This window comes from Vogesella sp. EB (assembly GCF_001037925.1).
Lineage (GTDB): Bacteria > Pseudomonadota > Gammaproteobacteria > Burkholderiales > Chromobacteriaceae > Vogesella > Vogesella indigofera.
Map to the genome: position 1 here is coordinate 117,999 of NZ_LFDT01000009.1, position 13,824 is coordinate 131,822.

At 52.0% G+C, this 13,824-nt stretch carries 13 protein-coding genes; all 13 read left to right on the forward strand.

Annotated elements, in window-relative coordinates:
• Positions 1–32: 32 nt before the first annotated feature.
• The 13 genes from hisF (at position 33) to ACG97_RS07805 (ending at position 13,623) form a co-directional block, all read left to right on the forward strand.
• Positions 33–803 carry an imidazole glycerol phosphate synthase subunit HisF gene (gene hisF, locus ACG97_RS17220; RefSeq protein ID WP_082133689.1) on the forward strand — a complete coding sequence of 257 codons (771 nt, stop codon included), beginning with the start codon at positions 33–35 and terminating at the stop codon, positions 801–803.
• The gene (hisH, locus tag ACG97_RS07755; RefSeq protein WP_047966767.1) at positions 800–1,468 is read left to right on the forward strand and encodes an imidazole glycerol phosphate synthase subunit HisH; all 669 of its coding nucleotides are present in this window, start codon (positions 800–802) and stop codon (positions 1,466–1,468) included. Before hisF ends, hisH (ACG97_RS07755) begins: the two co-directional genes overlap by 4 nt.
• On the forward strand, positions 1,465–2,742 hold the full coding sequence (locus ACG97_RS07760; RefSeq protein ID WP_047966768.1) for a lipopolysaccharide biosynthesis protein: 1,278 nt from the start codon (positions 1,465–1,467) through the stop codon (positions 2,740–2,742). The genes hisH (ACG97_RS07755) and ACG97_RS07760 overlap by 4 nt, the downstream gene beginning before the upstream one ends.
• Positions 2,739–4,226, forward strand: a complete 1,488-nt coding sequence (locus tag ACG97_RS07765) for a hypothetical protein (RefSeq protein ID WP_047966769.1) — start codon at positions 2,739–2,741, stop codon at positions 4,224–4,226. The genes ACG97_RS07760 and ACG97_RS07765 overlap by 4 nt, the downstream gene beginning before the upstream one ends.
• The gene (hisH, locus tag ACG97_RS07770; protein ID WP_047966770.1) at positions 4,210–4,824 is read left to right on the forward strand and encodes an imidazole glycerol phosphate synthase subunit HisH; all 615 of its coding nucleotides are present in this window, start codon (positions 4,210–4,212) and stop codon (positions 4,822–4,824) included. The genes ACG97_RS07765 and hisH (ACG97_RS07770) overlap by 17 nt, the downstream gene beginning before the upstream one ends.
• On the forward strand, positions 4,824–5,585 hold the full coding sequence (locus tag ACG97_RS07775; protein ID WP_047966771.1) for an AglZ/HisF2 family acetamidino modification protein: 762 nt from the start codon (positions 4,824–4,826) through the stop codon (positions 5,583–5,585). Before hisH (ACG97_RS07770) ends, ACG97_RS07775 begins: the two co-directional genes overlap by 1 nt.
• A complete protein-coding gene (locus ACG97_RS17570) occupies positions 5,578–6,642 on the forward strand; it encodes a hypothetical protein (protein WP_156167993.1) in 1,065 nt (354 codons plus the stop codon). Before ACG97_RS07775 ends, ACG97_RS17570 begins: the two co-directional genes overlap by 8 nt.
• A 139-nt stretch (positions 6,643–6,781) precedes the next feature.
• Entirely contained in the window at positions 6,782–7,894 is a 1,113-nt protein-coding gene (locus ACG97_RS07780) for an N-acetyl sugar amidotransferase (RefSeq protein WP_082133690.1), read from the forward strand.
• Positions 7,891–9,108, forward strand: coding sequence for a glycosyltransferase family 4 protein (locus tag ACG97_RS07785; protein WP_047966773.1), 1,218 nt, complete (start codon positions 7,891–7,893; stop codon positions 9,106–9,108). Before ACG97_RS07780 ends, ACG97_RS07785 begins: the two co-directional genes overlap by 4 nt.
• Positions 9,109–9,116: 8 nt before the next feature.
• The gene (locus ACG97_RS07790; RefSeq protein ID WP_047966774.1) at positions 9,117–10,145 is read left to right on the forward strand and encodes a polysaccharide biosynthesis protein; all 1,029 of its coding nucleotides are present in this window, start codon (positions 9,117–9,119) and stop codon (positions 10,143–10,145) included.
• Positions 10,146–10,147: 2 nt separating this feature from the next.
• On the forward strand, positions 10,148–11,263 hold the full coding sequence (locus ACG97_RS07795) for a capsular polysaccharide biosynthesis protein CapF (protein ID WP_047966775.1): 1,116 nt from the start codon (positions 10,148–10,150) through the stop codon (positions 11,261–11,263).
• Between the two features lie 9 nt (positions 11,264–11,272).
• Complete coding sequence (wecB, locus tag ACG97_RS07800; RefSeq protein ID WP_047966776.1) at positions 11,273–12,409, forward strand: non-hydrolyzing UDP-N-acetylglucosamine 2-epimerase; 1,137 nt, start codon at positions 11,273–11,275, stop codon at positions 12,407–12,409.
• 11 nt (positions 12,410–12,420) lie between these two features.
• The gene (locus tag ACG97_RS07805) at positions 12,421–13,623 is read left to right on the forward strand and encodes a glycosyltransferase family 4 protein (protein ID WP_047966794.1); all 1,203 of its coding nucleotides are present in this window, start codon (positions 12,421–12,423) and stop codon (positions 13,621–13,623) included.
• The last annotated feature ends 201 nt before the right edge of the window (positions 13,624–13,824 follow it).

Below are 13,824 nucleotides of genomic sequence, written 5' to 3' on the forward strand. Positions count from 1 at the left end.
TCAGCTGATTAGACAGACCATCAGGAATAGAAATGGGTGCTAAAGACAGATCGGTTCGCCTGATTGCCAGGCTGGACGTCAAGGGTGAAAACCTTATTAAAGGGGTACACCTAGAGGGCCTCCGCGTAATTGGCGACCCGCAAGAATATGCTCGCCGTTATTATGAGCAAGGTGCCGATGAATTGATTTACATGGATATTGTGGCAAGCCTGTACGGCCGGTCGAATCTTGTGGAAATTGTTCAACGCACCGCACACGACGTATTTGTTCCACTGACCGTGGGTGGTGGCATCAGGTCGATTGAGGATGTCAGCAACCTGCTGCGCGCCGGGGCAGATAAAATCGCCATCAACACGGCTGCCGTTCATCGCCCTGAGTTGATACGCGAGGTTGCCCAGAAATTCGGTTCCCAGTGCATGGTGCTTTCCATTGAAGCCAAGCGTCATGGTGATAACCATTGGGAAATTTATACCGATTGTGGCCGAGAAAAAAGCGGTCTGGATGTGATTGAATGGGCCAAGCGCGGCATTGAGCTTGGTGCCGGTGAAATTCTGCTAACCTCCATAGATCAGGAAGGTACCCGAAAAGGCTTTGACCTTGAACTGCTGAAAGCAGTCAGCGAAGTGTCGCCTGTCCCCGTAATCATGAGCGGTGGCTACGGAGAACCGCAACACCTGAGAGATGTAATTGCCAACGGTGCAGATGCGGTTGCATTTGCCGATACCCTGCATTACACCCGGACAGAATTGTCCGAGTTGCGAAACATAGCAGCAGAAATGAATGTCAAGGTGAGAATGGAATGAAAACCACGAGGGTTACCATCGTCGACTATGGTATCGGCAACCTGTACAGCGTAAAGCGGGCTTTTGAGGTCTGCGGTACTGCCAGTATTTGCATCAGCAACGATCCGGCAGAAATTCTGGCCGCCGACCGTGTAGTGCTACCCGGAGTAGGGGCCTTTGCCGACGGCATGCGCGGCCTACAAGAACGCGGGCTAGACCAAGCGATACGTGAATTTGCCGCCAGTGGCCGGCCACTACTCGGTATATGCTTGGGCATGCAGTTATTCGCAACCACGAGCATGGAGTTCGGCAATCACGCAGGGCTGAACCTGATACCAGGCCAGGTCCACGCCATTCCGGCAGCTAGCCGCGATGGCACAGCCCTCAAGATTCCCTTTATCGGCTGGAGTCCGCTGCAGCAGCCGACACATGCCAACTGGGATGAAAGCGTGCTCGCCTCGCTCGCTCAGCAACAGAGCATCTACCTCGTGCACTCGTTTCATTACACACCAGACAAGCAGTCGCACACGTTGGCCACTTATCAGTACGGTGGGCATGATATTATTGCCACCATCAAAAAAGACAACATCACAGGCTTGCAATTTCACCCGGAAAAAAGTGGGAAAGTGGGCTTGGCCATTCTTTCAGCCTACCTTAAACAAGAGCCAATCTGCAAACCATCATGAAACTGCGCACCAAACTCATCGGTGATGCAGCTATCTATACGATTTCCAATTTTGCTGTTGCCGGCGTTCCCTTTTTGCTGCTGCCGGTCCTGACCCGCATACTATCCCCGGAAGACTATGGCCTGATTGCCATGTTTACCATGGTAGTCTCTTTTTTTGTGGTTGCAGCGGGCCTCAATATACATGGTGCAGTAATGGTTCGATATTTCGAGCCAAAGAAATTCAGCATGCCGTGCTATGTCTCCACCACACTCTGTATTTTAATTATAACCACATTATTGCTGGCTTTATTTGTCTGGATATTTTCAAGAAAAATACAATTGATAACCGCTCTGCCCTTGAAATGGCTGATGCTGGCAGTCGTTGTTGCTTCGCTCCAGTTTCTGGTGCAGACATTGCTCACCTTGTGGCAGGCCTCCAAGCAGCCGTTGAAGTTCGGCGCGCTGCGGTTGAACCACGCCCTGATGGACGGACTGGTCTCCATCCTCCTGGTGGTAGTGATGCTGTACTCGTGGCAAGGTCGACTGTTTGGCATTGCCCTTGCTTGGACAGTCACTGCACTAATCGCCCTCTACTGGCTGCGTCGTGAGCACTGGCTGACGCGCAATTTGAACATGGCTTATGCCAAAGATGCGTTGCGCTATGGTATCCCCTTGCTACCACATGCCATTGGAGGCTTGCTACTGGCTACCGCCGACCGATTCATGGTTACCAACTTTCTAGATGTCGCCAGCACCGGTATCTACCTAGTGGCGATACAGATAGGGCTGATTCTGGGAATAGCGGCTGATGCGTTTAACAAAGCTTTTGCTCCATGGTTAATGGAGGCCCTCCATAACGCGGATCTAGCTAAAAAACGGAAAATCGTCCGCAACACCTATCTCTACTTTATTGTGATCGTATTCCTAGCACTGGCCGGTAGTGTATGCGCACCACAACTACTGGGAATAATGGTCGGCCCCAAGTACCAGTCTGCCTCGCCAATAATTGGCTACATCATGCTGGGCAATGCTTTTACTGGCATGTACTACATGGTAACCAATTACATTTTCTTTGCCAGGCGCACTGAACTGCTATCAGTTTTGACAATTTCTGTCGGCGTGATAACCACCCTGTTCAACTGGCAACTCATCCAGATAAACGGCATAACTGGTGCCGCACAGGCATTCATGATCGGCCAGGCGTTACTGTTTTTTGGCGCCTGGGGGCTATCACAAATCTGCTATCGCATGCCCTGGTTTGACCTGACAGCAGCCAGTGCCATAAAACCATGACTCAAGAAAAACAAAACTACACACTCCAGCAGCTACTGGCGCTTGAGGATGACGAGGCCTTGCTGCAATTCAGCTGTCCAGGCTCCACTCTACCCGCCTGGCCGTTGATCCGAACTCACTTCATTCGGACACTCATGTCCGACCTGCTCTATACATCCGGCGGCCTGAATGCCGCACCGGGCAAGCCTAGCTTGCTGCAAATGGCCAGCTACCTAGCACGCAGCCAGTACCATAACTGGATAAACCGCCACGCCTTCTCGGCTGATATCTGTTTCTTCACCACCGGGCTGGGTAATTTCAGTAAAGATCAAAAGACCCACGAACGGCTGGCCGGCTACTTTGCCAGCAGCTACCCGAAGCAGAGCATGCTGTATCAGGCTCAGGGCGACTGGACCTGGTGGCAGAATCACCACTTCAGCACCATACTGCACGCCACCCCGTTCAATACCTACCTGCACCTGATGGGCAGACTGAGAGTCACGGCAACCGATTGGAAGCTGGCCAACGCGATCATCGAGCATGCCTCACGCAACACAGTCAGTCGTCTTGGCTACCAGCTAGCATCAGGACAAAAAGACACACTCAAAACCGCCCTGTCCAGGCAGTTGGCCGCATTTCCCATTTCAGCGAATTACCATGCCAACTGGTTTTCTCGGCATAACACCAGACTTTTGTTTCTGGAGGCCGCGTGCTACGGAGCTCGCTCACTCCCCATACTTCATGCAGCAAGAATGGCAGGAGTGACAACGGCCGAACACCAGCATGGCGCTATATCCAAAGGACATGATGGCTATAACGTTGCTCCCACTCTGGCTGCCAGTCCTTCATTTCGCCAAACCCTGCCGGATTACCTACTGACCTACGGCAACTGGTGGAGCCAACAAAGCAATATGCCCGTTGCCAAGCTAGCCATCGGCAACCCTCACCTAACCGAGTCGTTGAAACGATTCATGCCAGCAAGCTGCAGAAACAACCGCGTTCTGGTACTGGGAGATGGCATCGAAACACAGCTCTATCTCGACCTGGCTGCCCGGGTACACACAATAGCGGGTAAGCATGGCTACAACATCGTGTTTCGCCCCCACCCGCTGGAGAAGGAACGATTAAAGACGGTACCAATACCAGCAGGAGTAGCGCTCGACAGCAATGGTGATATATATGCATCGTTGCAACAGGCCACAGTAGTGATAAGCGAACTGTCAACCGGACTGTTTGAAGCTGTCGGTCTGGTAGACAAAGTAATTTTGTGGAAAACCGACAAATCAAGATTCGCCTACCCAGAATTACCATTCCCTGCCTTTTCCACAATGCAGGAACTGGAAATGCTATTATTGGGTGGCGACGCAGTTTCGGAAAGCACCCCTTCTGCGATACAGGCGCATGAATTATGGCAGCCTAATTGGGAAGAAAACTACCGAAACTTCGTGGAAAAAACTATAGGCATCAATAATAAAGCCGGAGAGATGAATGGTAGTCATCATTGATTATGGAGTAGGGAATCTTGGCTCCATCCAGAACATGCTGCGCAAAGTTGGATGCCAAGCCATAACCTCCAGCGACCCGGATGTAATCATGAATGCCCCCAAGCTGCTGCTACCGGGGGTAGGCGCTTTCGACGCCGGCATGCAGTGTCTGACTGAGCGCGGTCTCAAGCCCGTACTGAATGATTATGTCATTTCTCGCAAAAAACCGGTGCTGGGTATCTGCTTGGGCATGCAGCTCATGACGGCATCAAGCGACGAAGGTAGCATTCCTGGCCTGGGCTGGATTGATGCTCAGGTCAAAAGAATCAGACCGAGCGACAGCACGCTCAAGGTACCACACATGGGCTGGAACCAGGTCAGACAGGTCAAGGATGACCCGCTGCTGACGAACCTGGTCACGGGCTCTCGCTTCTACTTTGTGCACTCCTACCATGTCGAATGCCACAACCCGGAAGACGTCTTGCTGACCACCAACTATGGCGGCGAGTTTCATAGCGCGTTTCGGCACGGCAACATTTGGGGCTTCCAGTTTCATCCGGAGAAGAGTCACAAATTCGGCATGCAGCTACTGAAGAACTTTGCGGAGCTTAACCAGTAATGTTGCAAAATCGAATTATTCCGTGCCTGCTGCTGAAAGGCCAAGGCCTAGTCAAGACCACCAAGTTCAAAGACCCTAAATATGTTGGGGATCCGATCAATGCCATCAAAATCTTCAACGATAAGGAAGTCGACGAACTTATCCTGCTGGACATCAGTGCCACCCGGGAAAAGCGCAAACCCAATTTTCAGCTGATCGAAGAAGTGGCCAGCGAATGCTTCATGCCGTTGGCTTACGGCGGCGGCATTCATAACCTGGAAGACGCTAGGCGCATACTAAAATCCGGGGTGGAGAAAGTTATTTTCAATACTGCCGCGTGGAAAAGTCCGGAAGTGATCAGACAAGCTGTCAACGAGTTCGGCTCCCAGGCAGTAGTGGTCTCGATTGATGTCAAGCGTAAACTGCTGGGCCGTTATGAAGTGTTAGTGGAGTGCGGCAGCGGCAGAACCGGTCTGACTCCCGTTGATTTTGCCAGGAAAATGCAGGCTTTAGGAGCTGGCGAGCTGTTCCTGAATAGCATAGACCGCGATGGAACGATGAGCGGCTACGACTTGGAGCTGATCAGCAAAACACTGCATAGCGTCGATATTCCGGTAATCGTTGCCGGTGGCGCTGGCAGCATTGCCGACTTCAAGGCTGCGGCCAACGTTGGTGCCAAGGCGATGGCAGCGGGCGCCATGTTTGTCTTTCATGGACCGCATCGCGCGGTGTTGATTACATATCCATCCACCCTAAGCAATGGACATTGCGATAATGATTAAGAAAATCAAAAATTGGCAAGCATCATGTATATTGCTAATATTTGTTTTCTTTTTTTGTGTCACTTTCTTACATTACATTGGAATTGACGCACTGGAGGAGCGCAATGATATTCAATTCTTTGCCGACTCATGGACTTATCACAAATTAGCAAGCAGCTCGAATGACTGGCTAGCACAGGATACTAAAATCATATCTGTAGGTGGCAACTTTCTAGGCCCACTACTAATCTTAAATCTGCTCAATCAAAATTACTATTTAGTTCTGATTTTTAATTTTATTGTTTTTTCTTGGGGAGTTATAAAAATATCCCAAGAATTGAAGCTGGACTCATTAAAGTTATTATTAATTATACTAATCAACCCAACAACAATTTCCAGCCTAATCTCCATCAACAAAGAAATAATATCATTCTTGTTTGTTGCTTACACAGTATCGTTTTATCACCGCCGATCTTTTTTAGGCTTTATGTTTTCCCTGTTTTTAGCAATTCTTACAAGATGGCAATTGGCGATCTTTGCAATATTAATTTTTTGTTTTCACTCGCCACTCAACCCTCTAAAAAACAAGAGGCGAACATTTATTTTCTTGACCCTACTTGTCATTTCATTGGCATACTACATGGCCAACGAAATTCTTGCCCCTGTAATTGAAAGCTTTGAGTTTTCAGCAGATCAGCATGATGGATCAGGAATTTGGAACAAGCTAATTGAATTACAAGGCACAGGATTTTACATCCTCGCATTCCCATTAAAAGCAGCACAACTTTTATTTGGCCTCAGTTTTAATATTTTTGGAATTTACGACTATCAGGTTTTTTACAATGATGTTGTTCAAACCCTAGCTTCTGCAGCCTCACTTGGATTATTACTATTGATTTTTTTAAAAAAAAATCCAACCTTAGAATCCAACGCAACTCTTGCATCAATAATTTATTTGGCAATATTTTCACTATCCCCAATATTTACCCCAAGATATTTATATCCAGTTTACATCTATTGGACCATATTTTACTGCCAACAACAATATAACAAAAATACAAAAAAATCTTACAGCTAGAAACATAAACTCACCGAGATAGATTAAACACTCCTCCTATCTTTATGCAGATTCGCACAAAACTGACAAATACATGACTAGTTTTTTGGCCCCAACCAAAACACCATCACAAAACAATCCATTCAAGGTCAAATAAACAATGAAATATACAACATGTTCAAATTGCATTATGGACAAATCAGACCCCGATATCCATTTTGATAGCCAAGGCCACTGCTCTCACTGCCATCGATATGAACTATTAAAAACTACTAGATTAATTTCCAAAGAAGAACGAAACACCAAACTGGATAGCCTCATCGCTGAAATTAAAGCCACCGGCAAGGGGAAACCGTATGATTGCATCATTGGCATCAGCGGTGGCGTCGACAGCACTTACGTTGCCTGGCTAGTTAAGAAATTCGGCCTGCGACCGCTGGCCGTGCATCTCGACAATGGCTGGAACTCCGAGCTTGCCGTTGCCAACATCCAGAAGACCTTGCAGAAACTGAATATCGATTTGTATACCCACGTGATCGACTGGGAGGAGTTCCGAGACCTGCAGCTTTCTTTCCTGAAAGCGTCCACACCCGATGGCGAAGTTCCGACAGACCATGCCATATTCGCCTTGTTGTATAAAATGGCCAACAAGTATGGCCTTAAGCATGTCATTACTGGCACAAACGTGGTAACTGAAGCAATCCTGCCAGAAAAGTGGGGGTATGGTTACTTCGACTGGCGCTATATAAAGAATGTTCACAAGAGCTTCGGAAAATCCAAGTTGACGACTTACCCACACTTTTCCCTAGCGAAACTTGGCTATTATATTTTTGCCAAAAAAATAAGAATGGTTTCCATTCTAAACTATGTCGAATATGAGAAAACTGAAGCCATGCGGGTGCTGCAAGACGAACTGGATTGGGTTTATTACGGAGGAAAGCACTACGAATCGATCTACACTCGCTTTTACCAAGCATACATCCTGCCGCGCAAGTTCAATATTGACAAACGCAAAGCCCATTACTCCAATCTTATCTGCTCCGGTCAACTGAGCAAGGAACAGGCACTTGAATTGATGAAGGAGCCAGTCTACCCAGAAAACCTGCTACAGGAGGATCGGACCTACGTCATCAAGAAGCTACAAATCAGTGAGGCGGAGTTCGAGACCATCATGTCGGCTCCGACTTTGACATTCGAAAGCTACAACACCAGCCACTCACTCTTCGAGCGCGCCAAGAAGATTGTCAACACCACCCGCAGGTACATCGGATGAAACCGCTCAAGGTACTGTGCCTGCATTTTACCGGCGCATTTGGCGGGGCTTCGCGCAGCCTGTTCGAGGCTTTATCCGAAATGCCGGCCAAATCGGTTAGCCCGCTGTTTGTCACCCAGCAGGGTACTGTCGCAGAGTTTTTCAGCAAACTGGGGCCTGTAGTCGCAGCCAAGGGGCTTACGCAGTTCGACAATACCCGCTACAGCTACTACCGGGGCACCAGATGGCTGGTGCTACTGCGTGAAATCGCCTACCTGCCTTATACCATCAAGGCGCTGCGCCAGGCTCGCGCGCAGTTCGGCAGCGTGGATCTTATTCATGTCAATGAGTTCACTGGTCTGCTGACACTATGGCTGGCCAAGCACATTTTTGATGCGCCGGCACTGGTGCACGTACGCTCGGTAGCCCGGGATGATCCCGCGTCCTGGCGCACACGGCTGGTGAACCGTTTGTTCCGCAAGCTGGCGGCAGGCATTGTGGCAATCGACCAGAACGTGCGAGCCTCCCTGCCGCAGAACATGCCGGTCAACATCATTCACAACTCTTTCCGCGTTAAAGAGCAAGCGGACACCCCGGCGGTGTCCAACGCCCTGAACAAGCTTTCTACGACGTCGTTTAAAGTGGGCTTTGTCGGCAACCTGTTGAAGGTAAAAGGCATTCAGGAATTGTTGCAAGCCGCCCTGCTGCTGAAGAATAAAGGGCTGGACGTGGAGTTCATCGTGGTAGGTGACGATGCCAGACCATCGAAGGGGCTCAAGGCCAGACTGGTAAAAGCGCTGGGCCTGCAGCAGAATTCGCGCGCGGAGGTAGAGCAGTTTCTGGATCAGCACGCGCTGCGGCCAACCTTCCACCTGCTGGGCTTCACGTCGAATATCGGCCAGGTATACAAGCACGTGGACGTGCTTTGCTTCCCCTCGCATTACGATGCCCCCGGCCGCCCTATTTTCGAAGCCGCATTCTATGGCGTGCCCAGCATCGTGGCGGTCAAGAATCCGTTCAGCGACACGCTGATTCACGGCGAAACCGGGCTGGCGATTTCGCCGAAATCAGCAGAAGAAATTGCCACTGCCATCGAATACTTGTTGAATAATCGCGAAAACTGCAGCGTAATGGGTAGTTCGGCAAAAGCACTTGCACACCGGAATTTTGATGTTACCAACAATTCCAGAGAGCTGCTGTCTATGTATCGCTCCCTTGCTGGTAAGCATAATTAGGAACCACCATGTTTAATGATAAAACGCTGCTTATTACCGGTGGTACCGGCTCATTCGGTAATGCCGTCCTGCGCCGCTTTCTGGCATCTGATTTACGTGAAATTCGTATCCTGAGCCGTGATGAGAAGAAACAGGACGACATGCGCAAGAAGTACGACAGTCCAAAGCTGAAGTTTTATATTGGCGACGTACGAGACTACCAGTCGGTATTGAATGCGGTGCGCGGCGTTGATTTCATTTACCATGCGGCCGCGCTCAAGCAGGTGCCGTCCTGCGAGTTTCACCCCATGGAGGCGGTGAAGACCAACGTGCTGGGCACCGAAAACGTGCTTGAAGCCGCCATCAACTGCGGGGTGAAGCGCGTGGTCTGCCTGAGCACGGACAAGGCGGTTTACCCCATCAATGCCATGGGTATCAGCAAGGCGATGATGGAGAAGGTAATTGTCGCCAAATCCCGTTCCAGTAATGGCACCGTGATTTGCACCACCCGCTACGGCAACGTGATGGCATCGCGCGGCTCTGTCATTCCACTGTTTACCAAGCAGATTCGCGCCGGGCAAGCAATTAGCATTACCGACCCAAACATGACCCGCTTCATGATGACGCTGGATGACGCGGTGGACCTGGTGTTGTTTGCCTTCGAGCATGGCAACCCTGGGGAGATATTCGTGCAGAAAGCGCCAGCGGCCACCATCGAGACACTGGCCAAAGCGTTGACCGGGCTGCTCGGCGTGCCGGCACACCCCATCAATATCATCGGCACGCGACACGGAGAGAAGCTGTTCGAGGTACTGCTCAGTCGCGAGGAGATGGTTGCCGCCCAGGACCTGGATGGCTATTACCGCATTCCGCCCGACCTGCGCGATCTGAATTACGGCAAGTTCGTCGAGCAGGGCGAAATCAAGATATCGGAAGCTGTCGAGTACAACTCCCATAATACGGCACGCCTGGACGTGCAGGGCATGCAGGCATTGTTGATGAAGCTGCGGTTCATGCGGGCAACCATTGATGGCGAACACGTAGAGCCCGAGGAATAAGCATGAAAGTGTTGATTACGGGTGCGAACGGCTTTGTTGGCAAGAACCTGCAACTGCATCTGGCTGAACGTAAAGACGTAGATGTGGTCTGCTTCACACGCGAACATGATGCAGCGCAACTGCCTGTCTTGCTGCAAGGGGTAGATTTTGTCTTTCACCTCGCGGGTATCAACCGGCCAGAGGACCCGCAGGAGTTTGCTACCGGCAACGCCGGGTTGACCGACTTGCTGTGTGCCGCGATACGTGCCAGCGGCCGTCACCTGCCGGTGGTGTATACCTCCTCCATTCAGGCGGCGCATGATAATCCGTATGGTGTCAGCAAGCGTGTCGCCGAGGATGCCTTGTTCGAGTTACAGCGCGCTAGCGGCATACCCGTGCACGTGTTCCGTCTGCCCAATGTATTTGGCAAATGGTGCAAGCCGAATTACAACTCCGCGGTGGCCACCTTCTGCCACAACATCGCCCGTGACCTGCCAATACAGGTCAATGATCCGGCCGCCCCGCTGACGCTGGTTTACGTGGATGATGTGATCGAGCGTTTTATCCAGCTCATGGACGGTGCGGACAGCACCGTAGATGCCGATGGATTCGAGATGCTCGCTCCACGCTATAGCACCACCGTCGGCGAACTGGCACAGCAGATCCAGGCATTCCGCGACAGCCGCGCCACGCTGCTTACCCCCCGCGTAGGCACCGGCCTGATGCGTGCGCTGTATTCCACCTACGTAAGCTACCTGCCAACCGAGCGCTTTGCCTACCAGGTACCGCGACATGGTGATGCGCGCGGTGTATTCGTGGAAATGCTCAAGACACCAGATTGCGGGCAATTCTCGTTCTTTAGCGCCCATCCCGGCATTACGCGAGGCGGCCACTATCACCACAGCAAGACCGAGAAATTCCTGGTGATCAAGGGGCTGGCGCGCTTCAAGTTCCGCCACATGGGCACCGGCGAAACATTCGAGCTCGTCACCAGCGGCGAGCAGTCGGAAATCGTCGAAACTGTCCCGGGCTGGACCCATGACATTACCAATATCGGCACGGACGAGTTGGTGGCGATGCTGTGGGCCAATGAAATCTTCGACCGTGCCAAGCCGGATACCTACGCCAGCCCGCTGTAAGAGAAAACCATGAAAAAACTGAAAGTTATGTCGGTGGTCGGCACCCGACCCGAAATTATCCGGCTATCCCGCGTGCTGGCCGCCCTGGATGAGCACTGCGAGCATGTGCTGGTACATACCGGGCAGAACTACGACTACGAATTGAATCAGGTTTTCTTTGACGATCTCGGCATCAGAAAACCGGATCACTTCCTGAACAGTGCGGAAGGCAGTAGCGGCGCCGCCCACACCATCGGCAATCTGATCATTGCCGTTGATCGTGTGCTGGCCAGCGAGCAGCCGGATGCCATGCTGGTGCTGGGCGACACCAATAGCTGCCTGTCCGTGATCCCAGCCAAGCGACGCAAGATTCCCATCTTCCACATGGAGGCAGGCAATCGCTGCTTCGACCAGCGTGTGCCGGAAGAAACCAACCGCCGTATCGTGGATCACACGGCAGACATCAACCTTACCTACAGCACCATCGCCCGTGACTATCTGCTGCGGGAAGGCCTGCCCCCAGATCAGGTAATCAAGACCGGGAGCCCGATGTACGAAGTGCTGCATCACTACCTACCCCGGATCCAGTCCTCGGACATCCTGCAGCGCCTGCAACTGCAGGAGCAGGCCTACTTTGTGGTCAGTGCCCACCGCGAGGAAAATATCGAGTCCGAACAGGCCTTCTCCAGGATAGTGGGGGTACTGAATGCAGTGGCCGAGGATTATGACCTGCCGGTCATCGTTTCGACCCATCCCCGCACCCAGAAACGCGTCGACGCAACCGGTGCCAGATTCCACCCCCGGGTGCGTTTGCTCAAGCCGCTTGGCTTTCACGACTACGTCAGATTGCAGATGTCAGCCAAGGCAGTATTGTCGGACAGCGGCACCATCAATGAAGAATCATCGATCCTGAACTTTCCCGCCCTGAACTTGCGTGAAGCCCATGAGCGCCCAGAGGGGATGGAGGAGGCAGCAGTCATGATGGTCGGGCTTGCCACCGACCGGGTGCGCCAGGGCTTGGCAATACTTGATTCACAGTTGCGCGGCACCGAGCGCAACCTGCGTCTGGTTACCGATTACAGCATGCCGAATGTGGCCGACAAGGTTGTCCGCATAATCCATAGCTATACCGACTACGTGAACCGTGTGGTATGGAAACAGTACTGATGGCGCAGCCCATGAAAATAGCCCTCATCGCCGATACCTTCCCGCCGCTGCGCACATCCGGAGCGGTACAGCTGCGCGATCTATCGCGCGAGTTCGCACGCCAAGGCCACCAGCTGACCGTGCTGCTGCCCTCGGCAGAGCTGGCTAGCCCCTGGCAATTGGAAACGCTGGACGGTGTGCGCGTTCTGCGCCTGCGCGCGCCGCGTACAAAGGATATCGGCTATGTACGCCGCACGATCGGCGAGTTTCTGATGCCATTTTCCATGCTGCGCAATCTGCACAAGAGCCCGCTTGCCCAGGAACAATGGGATGGCGTGGCCTGGTACGCCCCCTCCATCTTTCACGGCCCACTGGCCAGCTCGCTCAAGCGATCGAGCAAGTGCAAGGGCTACCTGATCATTCGCGACATCTTCCCTGAATGGGCGGTGGACATGGGGCTGATGGGTCGGGGCCTACCCTATCGTTTTTTTTCGGCAGTGGCACGCTACCAGTACTCGATTGCCGATGTTGTCGGCGTACAGACCCCCGGCAATCTGTCCTACTTTGACCGCTGGTCACAACGGGCAGGGCGACGCGTCGAAGTGCTGCAGAACTGGCTGGCGGATGCCCCGGTCGGCCACTGTTCGATCAAGCTGGCCGATACCACACTGGCCGGACGGAAGATCTTTGTCTATGCCGGCAATATGGGCATCGCACAAGGCATGGCAATCATGCTGGACTTGGCGGAACAACTGCAGGCACGCGCGGATGTAGGTTTCCTGTTTGTCGGCCGCGGCAGCGATGCCAAAAACCTTGCGACGGATGCGGCGACACGTGGTCTGGATAATGTACTGTTCCATGATGAAATCCATCCGGACGAAATACCCGGTCTTTATGCGCAATGCAGCGTCGGACTCGTGGCACTGGACCCCCGGCATAAATCGCATAATATCCCTGGAAAATTCCTGACCTATATGCAGAGCGGGCTCCCCGTGCTGGCTAATATCAACGCCGGAAATGACCTTGCGGATATCATTCGCCAGGAAAAGGTTGGCTTTGTGTGCGAAAACAATTCGCTGGCTACCCTGCAACAACTTGCCATGACATTACTACAGGCGCTGGATAGCGGGACGCCATTCAAGGAGCACTGTCGTGCCCTGTATGCACGGCTATTTTCCACGGAAACGGCGGTATCGCAAATCGTTGTGGCACTCAACGGTGGCCAGAGGAAATGAACTCGGCAACAGCCGGTCAGACTGTATCAGGGACGCGGGGACATAAGGCCCCCTTTCTCTACAAGCTAGCAAAATAGACTGTCTCCCACACAATCCGTTTTTTCGACTTGATTCACAGGTTCAATCCTGATTTTCGATAGATACGGTAAGCCTACTTGTGACTCAAGCCATAGTCTTCACATCCTGCAGATATGATCTGCC

Excerpts from the sequence above, each read along its gene's own strand:
- hisF (WP_082133689.1), top strand. The coding sequence starts at position 33 with ATGGGTGCTAAAGACAGATCGGTTCGCCTGATTGCCAGGCTGGACGTC.
- hisH (WP_047966767.1), top strand. The coding sequence starts at position 800 with ATGAAAACCACGAGGGTTACCATCGTCGACTATGGTATCGGCAACCTG.
- ACG97_RS07760 (WP_047966768.1), top strand. The coding sequence starts at position 1,465 with ATGAAACTGCGCACCAAACTCATCGGTGATGCAGCTATCTATACGATT.
- ACG97_RS07765 (WP_047966769.1), top strand. The coding sequence starts at position 2,739 with ATGACTCAAGAAAAACAAAACTACACACTCCAGCAGCTACTGGCGCTT.
- hisH (WP_047966770.1), top strand. The coding sequence starts at position 4,210 with ATGGTAGTCATCATTGATTATGGAGTAGGGAATCTTGGCTCCATCCAG.
- ACG97_RS07775 (WP_047966771.1), top strand. The coding sequence starts at position 4,824 with ATGTTGCAAAATCGAATTATTCCGTGCCTGCTGCTGAAAGGCCAAGGC.
- ACG97_RS17570 (WP_156167993.1), top strand. The coding sequence starts at position 5,578 with ATGATTAAGAAAATCAAAAATTGGCAAGCATCATGTATATTGCTAATA.
- ACG97_RS07780 (WP_082133690.1), top strand. The coding sequence starts at position 6,782 with ATGAAATATACAACATGTTCAAATTGCATTATGGACAAATCAGACCCC.
- ACG97_RS07785 (WP_047966773.1), top strand. The coding sequence starts at position 7,891 with ATGAAACCGCTCAAGGTACTGTGCCTGCATTTTACCGGCGCATTTGGC.
- ACG97_RS07790 (WP_047966774.1), top strand. The coding sequence starts at position 9,117 with ATGTTTAATGATAAAACGCTGCTTATTACCGGTGGTACCGGCTCATTC.
- ACG97_RS07795 (WP_047966775.1), top strand. The coding sequence starts at position 10,148 with ATGAAAGTGTTGATTACGGGTGCGAACGGCTTTGTTGGCAAGAACCTG.
- wecB (WP_047966776.1), top strand. The coding sequence starts at position 11,273 with ATGAAAAAACTGAAAGTTATGTCGGTGGTCGGCACCCGACCCGAAATT.
- ACG97_RS07805 (WP_047966794.1), top strand. The coding sequence starts at position 12,421 with ATGAAAATAGCCCTCATCGCCGATACCTTCCCGCCGCTGCGCACATCC.